Source organism: Synechococcus sp. YX-04-1 (assembly GCF_030546365.1).
GTDB lineage: Bacteria > Cyanobacteriota > Cyanobacteriia > PCC-6307 > Cyanobiaceae > Parasynechococcus.
The window spans coordinates 37,557-56,246 of sequence record NZ_JAUONZ010000008.1 but is presented as its reverse complement, the minus strand read 5'-3'; the positions used below and the strand labels follow the sequence as shown (position 1 = coordinate 56,246).

14 protein-coding genes are annotated in these 18,690 nt (G+C 51.8%); 8 read left to right on the top strand and 6 right to left on the bottom strand.

The window, feature by feature from the left end; genetic code table 11:
- Positions 1-16 precede the first annotated feature (16 nt).
- Positions 17-271, bottom strand: coding sequence for a hypothetical protein (locus Q3Y53_RS12380; RefSeq protein ID WP_303536536.1), 255 nt, complete (start codon positions 269-271; stop codon positions 17-19).
- A 1,870-nt stretch (positions 272-2,141) separates the two neighbouring features.
- Here Q3Y53_RS12380 and Q3Y53_RS12375 point away from each other — a divergent pair.
- Together Q3Y53_RS12375 and Q3Y53_RS12370 are read left to right on the top strand one after the other, a co-directional pair.
- The gene (locus Q3Y53_RS12375) at positions 2,142-2,294 is read left to right on the top strand and encodes a hypothetical protein (RefSeq protein ID WP_303536533.1); all 153 of its coding nucleotides are present in this window, start codon (positions 2,142-2,144) and stop codon (positions 2,292-2,294) included.
- Positions 2,295-2,355: 61 nt separating this feature from the next.
- Positions 2,356-2,517 (top strand): hypothetical protein, encoded by a 162-nt coding sequence (locus tag Q3Y53_RS12370; RefSeq protein ID WP_303536531.1) that lies wholly within the window; start codon positions 2,356-2,358, stop codon positions 2,515-2,517.
- Positions 2,518-5,607: 3,090 nt separating this feature from the next.
- Here the strand turns inward: Q3Y53_RS12370 and Q3Y53_RS12365 are convergent.
- The 3 genes from Q3Y53_RS12365 to Q3Y53_RS12355 form a co-directional block, all read right to left on the bottom strand.
- On the bottom strand, positions 5,608-6,417 hold the full coding sequence (locus Q3Y53_RS12365) for a glutathione S-transferase family protein (protein WP_303536528.1): 810 nt from the start codon (positions 6,415-6,417) through the stop codon (positions 5,608-5,610).
- Positions 6,418-6,785: 368 nt separating this feature from the next.
- A complete protein-coding gene (locus Q3Y53_RS12360) occupies positions 6,786-9,935 on the bottom strand; it encodes a hypothetical protein (RefSeq protein ID WP_303536525.1) in 3,150 nt (1,049 codons plus the stop codon).
- Between the two features lie 414 nt (positions 9,936-10,349).
- Positions 10,350-10,616 carry a DUF411 domain-containing protein gene (locus Q3Y53_RS12355; RefSeq protein WP_368506449.1) on the bottom strand — a complete coding sequence of 89 codons (267 nt, stop codon included), beginning with the start codon at positions 10,614-10,616 and terminating at the stop codon, positions 10,350-10,352.
- Between the two features lie 625 nt (positions 10,617-11,241).
- On the opposite strand from Q3Y53_RS12355, the gene Q3Y53_RS12350 reads away from it, so the two are divergent.
- The 3 genes from Q3Y53_RS12350 to Q3Y53_RS12340 are packed head-to-tail and all read left to right on the top strand — an operon-like array spanning position 11,242 to position 12,478.
- On the top strand, positions 11,242-11,964 hold the full coding sequence (locus Q3Y53_RS12350) for a DUF305 domain-containing protein (RefSeq protein WP_303536520.1): 723 nt from the start codon (positions 11,242-11,244) through the stop codon (positions 11,962-11,964).
- 32 nt (positions 11,965-11,996) lie between these two features.
- The gene (locus tag Q3Y53_RS12345; RefSeq protein ID WP_368506451.1) at positions 11,997-12,212 is read left to right on the top strand and encodes a DUF3721 domain-containing protein; all 216 of its coding nucleotides are present in this window, start codon (positions 11,997-11,999) and stop codon (positions 12,210-12,212) included.
- Positions 12,209-12,478 carry a hypothetical protein gene (locus tag Q3Y53_RS12340; protein ID WP_303536517.1) on the top strand — a complete coding sequence of 90 codons (270 nt, stop codon included), beginning with the start codon at positions 12,209-12,211 and terminating at the stop codon, positions 12,476-12,478. The genes Q3Y53_RS12345 and Q3Y53_RS12340 overlap by 4 nt, the downstream gene beginning before the upstream one ends.
- A 35-nt stretch (positions 12,479-12,513) precedes the next feature.
- On the opposite strand, the gene Q3Y53_RS12335 is transcribed toward Q3Y53_RS12340, so the two are convergent.
- Entirely contained in the window at positions 12,514-12,996 is a 483-nt protein-coding gene (locus Q3Y53_RS12335) for a DUF411 domain-containing protein (RefSeq protein ID WP_303536514.1), read from the bottom strand.
- Between the two features lie 863 nt (positions 12,997-13,859).
- Between Q3Y53_RS12335 and Q3Y53_RS12325 the strand changes: the two genes are divergently transcribed.
- A complete protein-coding gene (locus Q3Y53_RS12325; RefSeq protein ID WP_303536511.1) occupies positions 13,860-14,003 on the top strand; it encodes a hypothetical protein in 144 nt (47 codons plus the stop codon).
- A gap of 535 nt (positions 14,004-14,538) precedes the next feature.
- Here Q3Y53_RS12325 and Q3Y53_RS12320 read toward each other — a convergent pair.
- Positions 14,539-14,772, bottom strand: coding sequence for a DUF2973 domain-containing protein (locus Q3Y53_RS12320; RefSeq protein ID WP_303536574.1), 234 nt, complete (start codon positions 14,770-14,772; stop codon positions 14,539-14,541).
- A 1,983-nt stretch (positions 14,773-16,755) separates the two neighbouring features.
- Here Q3Y53_RS12320 and Q3Y53_RS12315 point away from each other — a divergent pair.
- Both Q3Y53_RS12315 and Q3Y53_RS12310 read left to right on the top strand, forming a co-directional pair.
- Complete coding sequence (locus Q3Y53_RS12315; protein ID WP_303536508.1) at positions 16,756-17,601, top strand: sigma-70 family RNA polymerase sigma factor; 846 nt, start codon at positions 16,756-16,758, stop codon at positions 17,599-17,601.
- A gap of 881 nt (positions 17,602-18,482) precedes the next feature.
- Positions 18,483-18,674: a hypothetical protein gene (locus Q3Y53_RS12310; RefSeq protein WP_226424089.1), complete on the top strand. Its 192-nt coding sequence runs from the start codon at positions 18,483-18,485 to the stop codon at positions 18,672-18,674.
- Positions 18,675-18,690 lie beyond the last annotated feature (16 nt).

Genomic DNA, 18,690 nt, shown 5'->3' with positions numbered 1-18,690 from the left:
GAGCTGTATCCGAAAATCAAACCAACTTGAGAGAGAGGAAATGCTGGTCTGCTTCAAGCATCTCTTCATCGTCTTCAACATCCCAGCCGCCATAGAGCAGATGAAGAAGCCTCGCTACATCCAACTCCCGGTCGGCGACGTCTTGCCAAAGACGACAGCTCAACTCGGAGTCAGCAAGGATGAATTGTGCATTGGCCAACTCACGAGCCAAAGCGAAATAGCTTTGCCTGTCATTGCGGATGCGGCATTCCATCGCTGCACCCACAGACATCAGAAGGCGCTGTTGGCTTAGAGACTTCGATTGGGTCTGCATGGTTCTCCTGGAATGCATTGAGGCAGGGGCCGCTCTCCCCCTGAAAAGACGGCACAACTCGCTCGTTAGTTCATTCTTGACCCCGCGATGCGATCGGAGGATGAGAGGCCAGCCCATCTACGACAGGAATGGGGTGACCTCTCCTATTGCTCGCTTCCGACACCCCTGTGGTTGCTGAACAGGGGCCATGCCGCATGCCATTCCTGGCGAGAGGCGAAGTGTCGGGCCTTTCAAGCTCCTGGGGCCAAGGTTCCAGGTGATGGACTTTCTAACTCAATGGTGAGTGCCCCCCGGCAGTGATGGTGCCGAGATTTAGGGCAAGCCCATGGATGGTGAGAAAACTCGTGGAGCAGATGCTCGAAAGGTCAGGCGACTTCTAAAACCTGCTCAGTTGGACCGTCGTCTCTCATTGACGCCTCCGATCTCAATGAACTCACTTTCGTCAGGGGACACGCATAAGGCAATCGGTCTTAACGCTCATTGCCTTACGAGGCAAAATAGTCCAAATTGAAAATGATTTGCTGAGCGCAAAGTAAATATCAGCTCAACCAACCCACAAAAAACCCTCCTGCCTCAAAGAAAGCAGGAGGGTTTTCTGATCCCCGTCAATCAATGCCCTTAGAGGTGCATCGAAAATGCTGAGACCTAGCAATCCATCCACCTAGTAGTCGTGGCCTCTCTTCATTGGTTGGTCTCGGTAAGGAGTCGTGCCAATTGGGGGAGGAACATGGCTCTTCTCCTCTGCATCAATCGCGCCCATGGCATGGGCGAAAGCATCTCCAAACCACTTCAGGAAACCTTTCATACGACCTCTCATTTGGAACTGACTTAGTCCTAGGACGGAAGTCTCTTTTTTGGGACTAGGTACTTAACCCAAACTTGGAAAAAGAGCTTGACAGGATAAATACCTAGGTACTTTATCTTCATTCATATCAAGCTTGACCCTTACAAGCCATCATCATATTTTCTCTTTTGAATGAATTGGAGGTGAGTATGTCTCTTGCCCCTTCACTTGTTCTGAGAACAACTCTAGGCGGGACAATTCACATGCTGGTGGGTGATAGCAACCCACGTTACTTAGCCGAGTTTAACGGCAGCCGTGTTTACTGCGACGACATGGCCACCGCCGAGGCCCATCTCGACTACTGGAGCAAGGAGTTGTTGCACTGCTGGGGAAGGCTGTAACAAAAAATCTGGAAGCGGCTTCACTTCCAGATCAGTCTGCACTGCTGAGAGCTGCTTCCGGGTCAACTCTCTGCCCTGTCACTCAACAGCTGCGAGGCCGTCAACAGCTACCCCCAGATGGGAGCAACAGCCGCTTAGTACGTCGAGCCCTCTCGTGTCATCTCGGTGTTGACACAACTAATGCTCAACGTGTTGAGCGTTCGATCCAGAGAAAAACCCGGAAGAGACAGCTCCAGGGTTTACTTCAGATACGAGGGGAAAGGATCAGTCTTCTCAGGCCCAGGGCTTTTGCTCGAGGACTAGCGGAGCTTCTAACGACATCATCTGCTTGTTCAGTCAACTCCTGTTTGATATGTAGCAATACCCCCACATGGGGGTATCAGGCTTCTCATTTGAATGAGAGATTCGTCTCACGCGGAAAGGCCGAAAGACCAAGACGCGAGATCTGCATAGGAGGTCTCAACTATGAGCAGAAGAGGAATTCATCCCCTGTTGATGGGGTTGGATAAGCCAGACCGCAAGGCCGAGGACAAACCTCTGGAAAGGCCGAGCACTCAGATGGCTGGTCTTGAGTCACCTCAACACAATCGTTTCCTTCGTGCCGAGGCAGAAGACAAAACACAGGCCAAAACCGGAAAATGAGATGAGTCCGACCAAGCTGACCAACGCGCCCGAAGGTTTTGAGTACTACAGGGTCTGCGACCAGGAAGGCGTCTGTCATGTGGTCAGGGGAATGGAGGAAGTTCGGCGACTTCTTGAGAAGAGACCTGGTCTGAATGTCACCAAGATCCCCTGATTAAAGCCATCACGCTCTGAGAACTTGTCACGCAGTACCACTCACTTGCTTCGAGGGAGGAATGACCTTTTCCTCAGAACAAATCCAACGCGCCCGTGAGCTGGCGCGAGAACGAAGGAAACATGGCGCGATTCAGCGCCTGCTGATCGATGAGTTCAACTTGCGCCCAGCCCAGTGCCGTGCGCTGCCGATGACCGCTCTTGCAGACGAGAAAGCTGCTTGATCAAGCCTCGAACATGGCCGCCAGGCTGTGTTAGCACCGATAGGAGTGAGTAAGGACGATCCTTGTACTGCATACAACAAGAGGACGCTCCTCATCATGGATTAAGGATTTGTGTTTTAAAAAGGAGGTGTGAGCCTATCTACGGGCACGTGTAATGTCGAGGGTTAAAGCATGCCGTTACAGAGTTTTTGACCAGATCACTAACAATGTGAAAGCGATCGTTCGCGACGGCCAAGATTTGGTTGGGTAATTGAATCCCCAGTCAGCCCTTTCCATCGCTTGAAGTGAGGGCTCACTGGCATTCGATGCACGCACGGTTCGTATGTCTACGTTGCCAGTGTCATCCTCTTCAGGGACATGGGATTCGACGGAGTCGACAAGACAGACCGTTTCATCATTGCTGCCAGGCAACGTGCCGAAGCTGCATTGCATGAAACGTCTCCAAAGCTGACGGCACTTGAGAAAGCGATGTGGCTCAAGTTGAAGCGAGGTGAACGCCCCTGCAAAAACAGCAAAGTGAGCGCCTAAGGAAGAAGCGCAAGTTCTGGGCACCGACGTGGCAGAAGGAGACGGGCTGGGCTCCTGAGTCGGGATGATGCCATCGCGGCTGAAGGGGGAGACGCGGGCGAGGGAACCCGCTGGATTTCGTCTCTCAAGACTTGGCAGTGGTGCTCGCGTCAACCGAATCTTCCCCTGAATCCAGACGGCCACCCCCAAGGCCCACTAAGTCTTAATGCCTGATTTGTGTTCGGAGGGCTTACACATGGGCACTTGCTTTACCAATGTTGCAGCGAAAGTAGTGGTGCCTTCATGCGTCGCGCATTAGAGAGTATGGCTAGGGGGCCTACCCCTTTTTTGTTGTCCCAGCGTCTGACCCGGCGCCACTAGAGAATATTCAATCGCGACGTGCGCGGCGGCTTTGAGCTGAATCCAAAGGAGATTCCTCTGAGCCCGTTGATATTGCGTGCAATGGACAGGCGAGAGCACGAAAAGGAGCATGCATGCCTTCAAAGATGACCGAACCGATTGGCGCGCCGCATGAAAGGTGGATTGTCATAACTGGGAAAATCTTCAAACGGTCTACGAACGTCAAGTTCCCAGTGGCCGATCGGCTTCCCGTACTTCACCTGATCCAGCGCCACAGGCGAGACATCACACCCTTGGAATTGCGCTGATTCTCGCGATCCTGGCAAGCCTCAAGTACCGGTGAGCTTGGTCGGCCTCATCTCATTCATTCGACTTTGCCCTGTACTACCTCTTCTGCCTCAGCACGAAGGAAACGCTTGTGTTGAGGTGACTCAAGGCCAGTCATCTGAGCGTCGAGCCTTTCCAGAGCTTTGTTCTCGACTTTGCGACGTTCTTCTTCCCACCACATCAACAGGGGATGCATATCTCTTCTGGCCATTGCTGTGACCTCCTAATCAGTCTCGCGTTTTGGTCTCTCGGCCCTTCCGCGTGAGTTGAGCCTCTCATGTATTTGAGGTGCCCAATACCCCTATGCGGGGGTATTGGAAAAAGCCAAACAGGAGTCAACTAAACAGATCGAAGGGGCGTCAGCACCTCCTTCGGTCAACGAGCGAGAGCCCTGGATTTGAGACGACAGGGTTTTCGTCTTTGCCTCGAGAACCACCCTGGAGCCGTCACTCTCCAGGGTTTTTCTTTTGTCCCCAGGCAGGGGTATTGAAGCGCTTGTGCCGGATGAGAGATTGCAACAATCGAGACAGGAGGGCTTATGGCTCCGTACGTCATTCCGCGAACATGTATCGGTAAAACTTGCTTGAAATGGTCTGCTGACGGCTCATTGTCCGAGCACGATCAAGATGAACTGATGGAACGCCTTTGCGCGACTGATCCGGAAATGGCTAAATCCGGAGCTTGCAATTTTCCTCAAGATTCAGATGTGAGCAAGGCCCACAAAAGGTGAGCCCTTTTCTTGTGCTGGTTGGCTTAGGTCTCAGTGGTTATCTCGCCGTATGGCGCAACAAGCGAGCCTTAAAAGTCAAAGCAAGGCGCAGGCGTTAGCTGTCCTTCGCCAGCTTTATCACGTTCCGCCAATCAAGTCCCAGCTCAGCTGCCAGTGTTGCCAGCTTCACTCCCGTCAGGATTCCTGCCGTCTTCCATGCGGACAGCGATTTCGTCGAGGTGGTCAATGCGCATGCTCAGCCAAAGAACATCCTGTGCCATTGACGAGCTGGGGCCCTAAGGCTGACTGGGTCCCTTGCTCACTGGTCGCCAACTGAGGAAATGATCGCGAAGCTCATTTGGAGATAGCAAGGGAGCAGCTCTGCCCTCTCCAAGCTGAAAGCCTCAAGGAATACAGATGATGTTCTGCGTTGAACGAAGCGATGGGCCCGACATTTGGTTTCAGGAGCAGTGCTTCGAGACTGAGTTCAAGGCTTTCACCAACGCCCGAGCAAAATCGCTGAATACTTTCGGGCTCTATCGAGTCATGTACGAAAGTCCCGGCAACTCAGCTGAGGTGCTGAGGATTTCAAAAGGGAAAGCGATTCTGGCTGAAGATTACCGACTCGTTGGATAAGTGCTGGTGCCTAAACAGCGGAAATTCCGTGGTTTGCAATGACGCAGCAAAGGCATTGCTAGAGCAAGGGTCCAGGTAATAGTCGTGTACAACGTCGTCAAGCAAGAAGCTCCCGACCGTTGGGTCAAGGAGCTCTACTTCCAAACTGAATTCAGAGCTTATTTGTGTGCTCGCACAAAGTCGAAGGCGCTGATGTGCACTTACATGGTGGTTGACGCGACCACTAACGAAGTGACCTCGATCGTTCGTCACGGCAGGCCCCTCATTGCATAGGAAGCGAATTAAATCGATCCTCTGCATTATCGCGAGTTGCTCATGAATAAACCCAGTTGCACAAAAAACGAGGGGCAAATCAGGGACAAGCACCTCAGACCTGTTCCAGTGACTGACAGTTAAGTGGCAGCAGCGGCCAGAAACCCCAGTGCTGATCAGCAGGATTCACACCAGCTCCAGCCACCACGCTCCCCATCAATGCAGTGATTCTGCACAAACAGGATCACCTCCGGAAATCACTGCCAGCAAGGATTCATGGAGCCGAGACCCCTGGCAGCTCAACTGGGTGATTTTGAAATCACAGCGAACTGACCGGCGTTACGCGCAATCTCCGACTCGATCTCGTCCGGTGTTGCATAAGGAGGGCCAAAGAAAGCAGGCCTAGAAAAAGGCACGGTGAGGCCGGTACTGAAGGACGGACGCTGGTGGAGCATCTCGATCCAGGCAAGCAGATGACTCATCTCCGAGATATCGACATTGGCCCAATAGGCACTAGCGCAGTAGGGGAAACAGGCGACATCCACGAGTGTGCAGCGCTGGCCGAGCACAAAAGGGCCGCCCGATGACGCGAGCTGGTCGTCGAGCATGTGCAAACAACGTTCCGCTTCGGCAATGAAGCGACCAATGGCGAAGGGATCGTTGTGGCCGCGAACCTTGGCGATACGCTGAAAGTACATGGCTTGCCCCATCGAAGGCCCGAGGGCGCTGACCTGCCAATGGAGCCATTGCTTCGTCTGCAGGTGCAGCTGCAGGTCCTCATCGGCAGGAGGCAGCAAAGGGCTCGCGAAGCGAGCCGCGCTGTACTCCAAGATGGCTCCTGACTCGGCGACTGTTACTCCGCGCGCACGATCAATCAGTGCTGGAATCCGACCGTTTGGGTTGATGGAAAGAAAACGCTCACTGCGCTGCTCACCCTTCTCAAAGTCCACCAGTGCCCAGTCATAGGGCACACCCATTTCTTCAAACAGGATGGGGAGCTTCCAGCCGTTTTGGGTGGCATAGATCAGACAGCAAATTTCACTATGCGCTGAAGACGACCACGCTTCGTCGAGCGTCACCTGCCGGGCGAGCCTTGATGTTTGGCTCATGTCATCGCCTCTTTCATTCCTGCATCCCTGATTAACGCTAGGGAGCCGATCCGATCATTCAACTGAGTGCTCCAATCCTGAACTCAGATCAAATCAACCATTCGGTCACTTGCTGTAGGCACCGCGCCGAAGCCAATCTTTGCGGTGTTCTCGGATGGTCATCCAGTTGCCCATCATTCAACCCAGTTGCACAAAAAACGAGGGACAACTCAGGGACAAGCCCCTCAGACCTCTTGCCACGACAAATAGCTAAGTGGCAGCAGCGGCCAGAAACCCCAGTACTGATCAGCACTTCTAGCCATCGACCAACCTCCCTATCACCTTGCTTCCACAGCTCCAGGCAATGACCCTATGAGTTGAACCCCAAATTAGGCAGGGATCTGATCCTGGAACTCAGTACCAGTGATGTCGTTGTCGTTGGCCGTGGTATTGCCATCAGCACCGATCACGCCTGCTGCTGCAGGTGATTCAAGGGATCCGACATAGCTGTCTTCAGCCTCAATGGCGTTCTGGTCTTTGAAGGAATCGTTCTCCCAGGTGGAACTCGTGCCCTGACTGTCGAGTTCGCTCCAAGACACATCAGCAGAGCCCTGGAACTGTTCATCACCGGTGTGGAGGGTCTTGCCCCAGTCGGCATCGAGCACAGACAAGTCAGCCAGATCAATCTTGCCGCTGAAGTCAGCATCGACATCGCGTGCGTAGCTGGCTTCCGATGCAACTTGCACTGCATTGCCGTTCTCATCAGTGCCATCAACCAGCTGTTGCCTTGCCGCACCTGCATTGAGATAGGCCAGGTCCTTCATCGAGACACGGCCGTCGTAGTTGAGGTCACCCTGGAAGGTGATCAGATTCGATGAGCCTTTGCCTGCATTGGAGAAGGAATCAGATCCTTCAGCGTCTGCTTTGACAGAGACGATGCCATCGGACAGATCAACGACGTTGCCGGCTTCACCGGTGATCTTGATATCCGTCGTGAGGACTGTCGACTCACGTGCATCTTTGACAAACACACCGTCAATGAATGAACCACTAGCAATGCTGCTCTTGGAGAAGTCAGCGCTGACGAGTGACGCATTCTGGTTGTAGAGGCTCTCGTAGCTGAGGTTGTTGGCTTGAATATTGCCAACGTTGAGCCATTCAGCGCTGGTGGTGAGAGTGTCACCAGAGCGAACCAGGTTCGTTGTTGACGCATCAGAACCGATAACGCGCTGGGTCCCCAACACCAGGCCGTCACCTTGCTGAGCAAGATTGACCTTGGCTTCATAGAGAGTGACGTCTTGCCCTGTGACTTCAATGCCGCCTCCTAGATCTGCAAGGGAGACGATTTCGCGGTTCGTCAGTCCAGAGTCATCAGTAAATGTCTTGGAGAAGACGGTTTCCTGATCATTGGCGGTGATCTGGAAAGACAAGGGGTTAATTTTCAGGCTGCCGTCTTCGTTCTTCTCAAGCAGCTTTATTTGCTCTTCATCGAAGTCCAAATTAATGGATGCCAATGGAGTATTAGCCGAAATACTAGAGCCTTGGTTCAAATCGGCCAGACTCGCTGCTGCGATTCGAATAGTCCCAGCTTCGTTATCGATTTGAACAGCATTTACAATTGGCAGGGAGCCACCGATTGTTATGTCAGATGCATTAATTTCGCCAAAAAGTTCTGGGTCAAAGTCAATGGTGAGATCCGTAGACTCAATTAAGTGGTCAGCAAGAAACGATTCAGCAAAGACAGAAAGTTGAAAGATGCTCCCTTCGCTCACCGAATCTCCAAGGACTGCAAGCTGAGACAATGCAGCCTCGGAAGAGGCGTGATTAAGCTGATAGCTAATTCCTAGCGAATCTGGAGTCCAGTCAAATCCATCATTTACGTGTCTTATAAAGTAATAATCTGCATCTCCATCATTATCAGAGGCTGCATAATCTCGCCAAGTCCAAAGCAGAGCACCCTCACTTGAGAGCGCCTCTATACTTTCAGAAGTGTGATATTCAGAGTTCTTATGGGCTACTCCTGGAATCTCGCTTGTAAGACCAGACTCAATGTCATAAGCGAATAGATATGAACCCTCAGAGTTGTAGTCATATCTTTGATAATACACATATTTACCACCTGGCGATATTTGAGGATAAATGCCACCAACTTGCGAGTCAAATTCACCACCTGGCTCTTGCTTGAGCACAGTCTGGTTAGAGATCAGGTCAATCGCCCCAGACCCCAAGTTTTTGAGATAAACATCTGAAATGCTATTAATATCTTCTGTAGCAAGCGCTTTGCCGGTTTGAAAGACTACTTGTCTCCCCTCTTGATCAAAATTTGCATGCCACCCATACTGGGAGTCAATGATGCTTCCTTCTGGCGTCCTATAGACAAGACTCAGACCATAAGATTCATCCCATAGGTATATGTTATTTCCTTGTGATGAATCAATGATGCCAAGCTCACCTGTGAGATCCAGGCTTGACTCAAAGAGTACTTTTGATCCGTCATAATTAATTCTTGGTCTTGACGAGTATCCTAATGAGTCACTGAAGGTTGACTGATCAATCCTCAATATTTCACCGCTAGACAAATCCTTTTTGTAGACCTTTACTTGCTGATCTCCCCACGTTACTGAGTCTGCAGTATCGCGAATGGCGAATACAATTGATTTTTCGTCGCCGGACAGATCAAAGTCGCCATGCTCAGGGCTCCATCCCTGATAAGTAAATGTTTCACCATTTTGATCAACATCTAGCCTTTGGGCTCTATCGATAGAATTCGATTCTGAGACCGTGATCTCATACAACCCGCTACCGCCAGAACCAGTATTATTATCCGAATCATTTCCATTGACTGACGGGCTAAAACTATTCCAAGTTCGAAGATATATCTTATCAGCTTCATTTGTTATTGCCTCTATCTGATAATTTCCGTAGGGCGTAGCCCTGTCAAGCTCAATAACTTTGGAGCTATTATCTCTGATATCCTTGACCAGAATCGCATTATCAAGTCCAATAGCTAAGTAATGCCCATTTTTACTGATAGCAGGCTGGCCTTCTCTGCCAAGCTCTGCAATATCCTCTTCAAGATAAATCCGATCATTACTATCCTTAAGTGTCAAAGAAAAGGATTGATTTGCAGGCGAGGCAAGATCTTTATCGTAAAATAATTCAAAATTGATTGCTTTGGGGTTTTCAATACTTTCGTCTCTACGAAAAGTAAAATGAAACCAATCTTGATTCCATTGCCCTGCATCAAAAGAGAAGATTGCAGCCTCGCCACTGTTAATTGGCTCTAAAATACCCCCTGATCTTTTGTCGTAGATTGAGAAATCATCATTTAGATCAAGGTCTTCGCCGCTTATTTTTAAATATCCCCGCTCACCTAAGTCAACAGGATACGAGACATTAATCTCAATTCCTTCGCCTTCATGCACGATTGCATGGTAGTTGTCATAAGGGGCTTCTCCATCAATCAATATGGAATCGCCATTTTCCTGAATCCAATGAAAAGAAAAGGGGGTGTCGCTTTGTGTGTCATCCCATCGCAAATGGGTTGATACAGTATCTCCAGATCCAGAAAGAACTGTAGGCTTTATTACTCTGCCTCGGATGCTAGCCATAGACCATCCTCGGTTAATTTCCTAATATTAACATAGGTAGGGAAACTAGCCTTATGCACTAAGTGCATAAGGCGGAATGTTTTTGTCGACCGAAAAATAAACCTACTTTTACGGTCTGTTTATCCTTTCCATCCAGGCCAGCAAGGCCTGTTAATTGCAAAAATATTGATGCCTTCTGGCTGCTCAAGATCAACACCGGGAACTTTGGTGTTCTGAACCTTCAGCCCATCCACCCAATGTTCTTGGGTGGCCTCACCGTCATCGTGACAGCGTCGGGTGCAGCGATGTTCTTGAAGCCATCGCGATGACACCTCATTCCCTGAAGTGGTCTCCCTGAAACAGCTAATAACGCGCGAAAACGGAGGTTGTTCCGTCATGGGCTATGACGAGCACCTCGAAAGGTTCAGCCTCGACGCCAGCAACCTCCATCCCCGGAGAACCCATTGGCATCCCTGGAACTGCCAGACCTCGGATGTTGGGCCGTTCCGCCAAAAGAAGTTGGATCGCAGAAGCAAGCACATGCCCTTCGATCACATATCCCTCCACAACCGCGGTATGGCAAGAAGCTTGTTGTGGGCTGACACCACGCGCTTTCTTCACGGCATCCATGTCCTCGGTGACATGTTCATCAATGCGGAATCCCGCTGAAGCGATATGGGATCCCCATGACGTACAGCAACCACAGCTCGCCGATCGATACACCGTCATCTACGGACCGGTAGCGCTGCTGGTGTCGGGCATCGCCGCATTCCCTTTCACATCACCATGCGCCTAAACCGGTTGAATCGCCGAAAGCAGCGAGACGACCACGAAGGCTCCAACAAAGCCCTGTTGCACGGCAGCTGAACACTGCAGCGCAAAACGCGATGCCTTCATGGATTCCGCAATGCAGCGCATTGAATCGAGTCACGGCACTATCGCGGGTAGCTCATGAACACACCCAGTTGCACCAAATTCCAGGGACAACTAAGGGACAAGACCTTCAAATCCATTGCAAGGACTTGGCCTCAAGTGGCAGCAGCGGCCAGAAACCCCAGTACTGGTCGACACGACTATTCATTGCCAAGCCTCTCGCGCACCCTGGATTCGATAGCTCCAGCCCCATGATCACAGGTCTTGATCACCGATCGAGCACCCGCAGCGCAAGCTCAGATTCAGACGAGCCCAGAACCAAGAATCAAGGTGCAAACCAGGCTCGAGATTTCTAAAGTAACCAAACTGACTCTTCCCAAAAGTGCGACGTCTTGCCCTTGCCCTGACTGCGATCTCGGCACTGACCTCGCAGGTTGCATTAGCCCAAAAGGACCATCACCATGGGCATCACGGCCATGAGATGCATCACGCAGCGCCTGAGGAAACAAAAGAGGCAGCACCCACCCATTCCGGCACGCATCAGCACCACGCCCATGGCATGGGCCCCGCAGGCAGCACCTATGACCTGCGCTTTATCGACGGAATGGTGGAGCACCACGCCGGTGCGTTGCGGATGAGTGAATACGTCTTCAACATCGGCGCCCCTGGGGTGGGGGCGTTGGCAAACGGCATCTGGAACGAGCAGGCCCGTGAGATCAAGGCGATGCGCCAATGGCGCAAAGCCTGGTATCCCGATGCACCGGTTTATCCCGTGGCATTGCGCCCTAACGGGGACCCCAACTCCATGGCAGATCTGGTGCGCATGAGTCCTGATGTAATTGCAGCGATGCGCATGTCGGGGACGAAGCCGACACGCGACAACAGGGTGCAGTGGTTCCTAGAGGGAATGATTGAGCACCATGGCGGCGCGCTTCAGATGGCCCATGAGGCTCGCGAAAACTCCACCAACCCCACCATCCTTCGCCTTGCACGGGACATCATCGTCGCCCAGCGCAAAGAGATCATTGATCTCCGCAAAATGCTGCAAAGCAAGGGCATGAATAAGCCTGACCACTACAAATTTGATGGCCTTTTCGCGCTGTGAAAGCAATCACTTTTAATGCCTTCACCCCAAGGATGATGGGCTGGATCTCCATCTCATTCGCCCTCGTCGCTGCTTTCATTGTTCATCCCATGGCCAGCCATGCTCACGGCAAAGGCATCTACCAATCCAAAGCTGACGCGCAACAACGTGCAAGTGAAATTGGTTGTACGACGGTGCATCAGAACAACGGAAAGTGGATGCCCTGCGCAGATGAGCGTGAACTCCATCGCCAACTTCGCAAGCAATGAACCAAAGTTCGCTTTCACGGCGAGCACGCAAGGTTCACCGTTGGCTGGTTCCAATAGCGGCTGTTCCGTTGCTGATCACCGCAGGCACGGGATCTCTCTACAGCTTGCTTTTGGAGCAAGACATTGATGCCTTCTGGCTGCTCAAGATCCACACCGGGAATTTCGGTGTTCTGAACCTTCAGCCCGTCTACCCAGTGCTCTTGGGTGGGCTCACCGTCATCGTGACAGTGTCTGGTGCAGCGATGCTCTTGAAACTATCGCGATGACTCCTCATTCCCTGAAGCGGTCTCCCTGAAACCGCTTAGTAACGCGCGAAGACGGAGGTTGTTCCGTCATGGGCAATTGCAAGCACCTCGAAACGTTCAGCCTCGACGCCAGCCACCTCCATCCCAGGAGAACCCATTGGCATCCCTGGAACAGCAAGACCACGGATATTGGGCCGTTCCTTCAACAGCCTCTGGATCGCAGAAGCAGGCACATGCCCTTCGATCACATATCCCTCCACAACCGCGGTATGACACGAAGCCTGTTGAGGGCTGACACCACGCGCCTTTTTCACAACATCCATGTCCTCAGTGACATGGTCATCAATGCGAAATCCCGCTGAAGCGATGTGCGATCCCCATGACATACAGCAACCGCAACTCGCCGATCGATACACCGTCATCTGGGGCCCCGTCGCCCTGCTGGTGTCGGGCATCGCAGCACCCCCTTTGATATCGCCGTGCGCCTGAACCGGCTGAATCACCGAAAGCAGCGAGCCAACCACAAAAACTCCAACCAAGCCCGTGCGCACAGCAGCTGAACACTGACAAAGAAATCGGAATGCCGTCATGGATTGCCTTCTCAGGCATATGGGATCGGTTTCTGCATTATCGCGAGTTGCTCTTGAACACACCCAATTGCAAAACATTCCAAGGCCAACTGGGAGCCAAGTAGCAGCGGAATCGCCGTTACCACCACCCCACCACAACGAAGACTCCTGTATGACGTCGGAGTCAAGACTCATTGCCTGAAAAGCTGAATCGTTGAATTGAGCTTTTCCAACATGCCTAGCACTCTTAGGTACAAGTCAGTCAGGGAGTCTTAAATATGTATTCGAGTCGAACAATCACCCCTAGGGCTAGAGGTCATTATGAGCTGAATCTCTGATCGATCCATATCGAAAGGGCATAAACACCGACAAACATTGGTAGGTAAGCAATCCAAAGACTGGGTAGGTCAAGGCCGCTGTTATTGATCACGACTAAGCCCAGGTAGCTGAAAGATCCGTAGACAGCCGCCCGGCGAAGTGGGCGTAAAACCTTCTTCATTGTGATTAATGGTTTTGTAGGAACCGCACACCGCCATACAGCAGTGCCATTAGGCCAATAATGGCCACGGAAGTGGTGGCCGTGAGAGTGAATTGGTTGAGCATTGACACCTCTATCTACTGATCTAGTTCTACACCCAACTCTTGCAAATTTGAGTTAGGAGAACCGCCATTCCAGGATCGCAAACCCGCCCACACAGTTGGGACTGCTCCGAGATACTGGTTTCTTTGCTCTGCGGGCTCTGAGCACCTAGCTGTTAAATCAAAATGGCAGCTTTTCTAAAGCTGGGTAGTGCTTTTCCTGCCGCCAAGGAAAATCAAAATAAGGTGTTTGGATGGGAATCCATCCAGCCGACCGACCGATCCTTGAGCAAGACGAGGACAGCTTTGAGGCCTGGCTGAAGCGCAAATCGAACGAGGTGGAAAAGCCATGGACCTTCCCCGATGAAGGCGCTGGAGCCTTCGAGCTGTCTAAATAGATCTGACCTGTCACTTACATCTTTCTAAGGGGCGATCCACTAGGGGGAAACAACCACTTGGAGATGCCGCGGCTTTTGACGCTCAGGCGACGACTCCGCTTTCACCTTAGTTTCTGATTCTTCTGCTACAGCACGGAGAAAACGTTTGCGCTGAGCCGATTCATTACCAGTCAGCTCAACGTGCTGTTTCGCGATTTTTCGCGCATTATCCACACCCATTAAAAGGGGATGCATTCTTCTTCCGCTCATTGAGAGGTCCTTTTATTCGGGTCTCGCGTTGTGGTCTCTCGGCCCATTCGCGTTTTGGTACTTTCGCGCATCACTGCCCGGAATGCGAGCAGCGACATAAATCGATCAGATGTGGAACGTTTGTCGTGGTCGAGCAACAGGATCGGAAGCCGAGCTGTCAGATCAGACAGCAACAGGCCGGTCTTTGGTGAGGCAGAGGGCCAACATCATCGTCCCTTGAACGCGGCGACTTTCCGGAAACGACGCGACATGTCGAGCCTGCTGAAACCAAAGTCGATAATCACGCTCAAGCTTCAGGGAAAACAACGCCCTCCTGGTCCGAGAAGCGAACAGTCCAGAGTTCTTCGTTGGTCATCAGACCGTTCTCATCCAGCAGTTCTGGATGAATGGTTTTGAGGCCTGTCCGGTCCCTCGGCGCGCTGGCCACTGAGGCAGAAGACAAACGCATCATCCGAAACGCCTGCAGGAGCAAGCACGTCAAGACAATGGCGTAAGCGAGAGGGAATAAGCCAGAAAGCACAGAGCGCACCTTTTTGTAAAGAAACGTTAACCGCTGCTGATGCGAATCGTTGCGGTCGGTGCTCGGCACTGCAAAAGGGGTTCTCTGGAGAGAGTCGATCCCAGGCAGCTCTTGCCCTCGCTTGAAGTGAGGGCTCACTGTCATTCGATGCAAGCCAAATTTCACAACCCTAGATTTTATTGCTCTGCCTCTTTAGGAAAATGGCTTTCGACGGGGTAGATAAGACAGCGCGTTTCATCATTGCGGCAAGGGCACGTGCAACAGCTGCCTTGGATGAAACGTCTCCAAAGCTCACGTCGCTTGAGAAAGCAATGTGGCTCAACCTGAAGAGGGGTGGACGCCCATGCAAAAACAGCAAGGCGTCATAGGGGAAGTAATCCGAGAGTGGGGCATCTCCGGCTCATTAAAAAACTGCCCTTTCTTCAAAACCAACTAAGCCTCTTTATTTCCACCCATATTCATCTATGGGATCAGGCAACATCGGGCATCGTTCGGAGAAGGGTTCGAATTCATCGCGGCAGCAGACCAGTTGTCGCAAGGACCTCCTCACGGCCAAAATCGCTTGATCAGCAGAAGATTCAATTACAACAGTCGTCAATGCACAGGCTGGTGGTGGGGTTGACATCCACAGCTGGTGAGCCAACCCACTAGAAGTGGTTCAGCGGATGCCCGTCCTAAGGGTCTCCTTCATGGAGGAGGCTCCAATTTCTAAACGTTCAACGCGAAGTCGGCTCACTTACAGCGGCGGAGCATCACGGAGCTACGCCGAGTCGCTGCGTTGGGGCATTAGGTGGGAAGGGCTACGCAGCAGATGGTTCAGCCGCTTTGGCCACTGGGCAGATGCAGAAAAGTGCCTGGCTCGCCTTGAGCACCTCGAGCGGGAATACGCAGACGAAGTAAATGAAAGCTGCTCGCCGTCAGCCTCCACGGGCTAGTCGCAATGCTTCAACCTGTCTGCATACATCAAAAGCGCTAGTCAAAATCGCGACTTACCAAGACGTTATCAAGACAGTTGGAATGTTTGCTTTGATGCCTCGACAGGTACAAGGTGATGGTTAGACCAATAGCAGCTCCAAGATTCCAATGCAGATCATCTGCACGGTTAACGCAGAACCGATGGGGACTCTCATCAACGACGGCAAACATCATCCATTTCGCGCTCTCGCCTGTCCACTTCAGCCTCACATGAAACAGATCCGAGCCAATAAACAGAAGGGGGAATCAGCCCTTAATTCTTTTGATTGCTTTGAAACTCAGGCCTTAGCCCGGAAGCCAAATAGACCCCATGCCGGGAAGGCTGAGTTGATTGATCCCATCAGCTGCATTCACCAACCTTCAACTGATCAGTGAGCGGAAGCCCTGAACCGAAGACAACAGGGCTTTCCTCATTCTCTCAAGAAGCCACCTGGGGAAGTCACACTCCAGGTTTTTTGTCCCCATGCAGGGGTATTGAGGAGCTTGTGTCGAATGGGAGATTGGCACAATCAAGACAGGAGGTGTTCATGACTCCGGCCTTCATTCCCAAAACTTGGACCGAAAGAACTTGCTTGAAGTGGTCTGCTGACGGCTCATTGTCGGAGCACGATCACGATGAACTGATCAAACGCCTTTGCTCTGCAGATCCAGAAATGTCTAAATCCAGAGCTTGCGGCGTTCACCAGGATGCAACCTGAGCAAGATCTCCCAAAAATGAGCCCTCTTCTTCTGCTGATCGGCTTAGGGCTTGGGGTTTACCTCGCTATTTGGAGCAACAAGCAGGCCCTCAAAGTCAGAGCAAAGCGCAGGATTTAACTGAGCTTCAGCTGGCTCGATCACGCTCCGCATCTTCTGCGAAGCCACGATCGCGTAATCGCGCAGCCTCCGTCGCCTTTAGTACGGCACAGGTGAAAGATGTTGAATGCAAGCAGATGTGCGGAGAAATCTGGATGGTTCTGCGATCGCTGCAGAAACACCTGCAACGATCGCTGAATCAATGGTCGCCTCATGGACTCTTTCGGCGACTATTTGCAAGAGATTGGACGGGTTCCACTACTAACGGACCAAGAGGAGATCTACTGCTCGCATCAGATCCAGGCATGGCTCCAATACGTTGGCGGACCCGAAGCCGCACCCACACAAGTTCAGCGGCGGGGCAAGCGGGCTAAGGAACGGCTGATGTCAGGCAATCTCCGCTTGGTTGTTTCCGTTTGCAAAAAAAACCTGGGGCGTGGTCTTGAGTTACAAGACATGGTCCAAGAGGGTTCTCTGGGCCTAAGCCGAGCCGCCGAAAAATTCGATGCAACCAGAGGCTACAAGTTTTCGACTTACGCCTACTGGTGGATTCGTCAGGGGCTCAACAGAGCAATCAGCCAGCAGACCAGAACGATTCGAATTCCCTCAAACCGGAGGGAGCTGCTCTCAAAAATCAAAACTGTAAGAAACCGGCTGACATTGGAGCTAGAGGAGCAGCCGACGGTGCAACAGATCTCTGATCAGTTGGACGTAACAGTGGAAGAAGTAACGAAGACCCTTGCAGACGATTTACGTACCCGCTGCTTCTCTCTCGATTCAGCACTCACAGACGGAGGCAGAAGCCTTATGGATCTAATCGCGTCCAATGGGGACGAGCCGGAGGTGACTGATGCGGAAGAAGCAGTCCAAGCCGTACTCAGTCGGCTCAATGAGCAAGATGCCCAAATCATTCTGATGCGCTTCTTTGAAGGACACACCCTTGCCGAAATCGGCAAAAAAATGGGTGTTTCCCGGGAATGGGTTCGTCGGTTAGAGACCAGGGCGTTGTGCAACCTGCGAAGTCGGCTGCAGATGACTCCAGAGTTAATTTCACGCTAATGAAAGACAAACTGCCACTTTCATTCGTCAATGTTGATCTGGAGTGAGGAGCTCTTCTGCCTTTTTTCTGTATTTTCGCCCCTTACAGCGAGTCATGGATCAGTGTGGAAGAGAAATTTGGTCTGAGGACCTAGCGAGAGAACTCAACAACGAGATCTCGGAGCTTCAAGCCCGAGTCGCCTTCCCCCAACACTGGAGCAGCGGAGAGCATGAGCAGCACATCGAGAAGCTTCGCCAGCTCAACTACGAAAAAAGACGCCTGAGGGATCAACCAGGTTCATCTCTTATGGAGCGAACTCATCACTGAAAAGCTTTCGTACAAGCATGTTGTCGCCTGGCTTGCTAATGAGCCACAGCGGCTTTACTGCCAGTTCACCAGCCATCAAGTTGACTCTCGAAATGATTTGATCTGCTTGCGCAGCTTCCATTGGCGACCACCTGACGACCCGATCCCTCAGGGGAGTCAACTGATGACACATGAAGAGGCTCTGGAGAAATGGAACATGCTCAAGTCGATGGGCTGGAAGAAATGTGCTGGCCCTCTGCACCGAGGCATTCTCTAGAAATGAACAACCGATTAGTGGGCTTGGTCTTCGCCGCCGGGCGACCTTGCGTAGCGGAAATAAAGGCATATCGGCACTCACTCCATGGCCATCACCAAGCCGTCATTGCGGCGGATTTCCTGAATTACTACTGATGCCAAACCGTGAAACTGGTATCAGTGTGTGGGCGTCATGCTCGTGCCGACCCTTCTCTCATCCGGGTCAAACTGAGGTGGCAAGATGAGGGAACAGTTGGGTTAAAGCAACCTGCCCTCATCGCATCACGGGTAAGCGTCCACAGTCGAAATTTTTTTCACTGTGCAACTTGTCGATCAGAACATGACCAACAGCACTCCAAACATCGTTGCCTGGTTGGCTGAATACAAAAGATATTTAAGCCTCGTCGCCGATGGCGCTCACGAAAAGGCTGCGGTTCTCAAACAAGAGATTGAAGAGGGTCTCAACTGGGTTGAGCTCACTTGGGATGACCTTGAATTTGCGAATAACCCTAATCAGCCCGGGGAGCTGTAATTGAGACTGAGCTGTT

Excerpts from the sequence above, each read along its gene's own strand:
- Q3Y53_RS12365 (WP_303536528.1), bottom strand. The coding sequence starts at position 6,417 with ATGAGCCAAACATCAAGGCTCGCCCGGCAGGTGACGCTCGACGAAGCG.
- Q3Y53_RS12370 (WP_303536531.1), top strand. The coding sequence starts at position 2,356 with ATGACCTTTTCCTCAGAACAAATCCAACGCGCCCGTGAGCTGGCGCGA.
- Q3Y53_RS12345 (WP_368506451.1), top strand. The coding sequence starts at position 11,997 with ATGATGGGCTGGATCTCCATCTCATTCGCCCTCGTCGCTGCTTTCATT.
- Q3Y53_RS12375 (WP_303536533.1), top strand. The coding sequence starts at position 2,142 with ATGAGTCCGACCAAGCTGACCAACGCGCCCGAAGGTTTTGAGTACTAC.
- Q3Y53_RS12315 (WP_303536508.1), top strand. The coding sequence starts at position 16,756 with ATGGACTCTTTCGGCGACTATTTGCAAGAGATTGGACGGGTTCCACTA.
- Q3Y53_RS12310 (WP_226424089.1), top strand. The coding sequence starts at position 18,483 with ATGACCAACAGCACTCCAAACATCGTTGCCTGGTTGGCTGAATACAAA.
- Q3Y53_RS12325 (WP_303536511.1), top strand. The coding sequence starts at position 13,860 with ATGGGAATCCATCCAGCCGACCGACCGATCCTTGAGCAAGACGAGGAC.
- Q3Y53_RS12355 (WP_368506449.1), bottom strand. The coding sequence starts at position 10,616 with ATGGATGCCGTGAAGAAAGCGCGTGGTGTCAGCCCACAACAAGCTTCT.
- Q3Y53_RS12340 (WP_303536517.1), top strand. The coding sequence starts at position 12,209 with ATGAACCAAAGTTCGCTTTCACGGCGAGCACGCAAGGTTCACCGTTGG.
- Q3Y53_RS12380 (WP_303536536.1), bottom strand. The coding sequence starts at position 271 with ATGTCTGTGGGTGCAGCGATGGAATGCCGCATCCGCAATGACAGGCAA.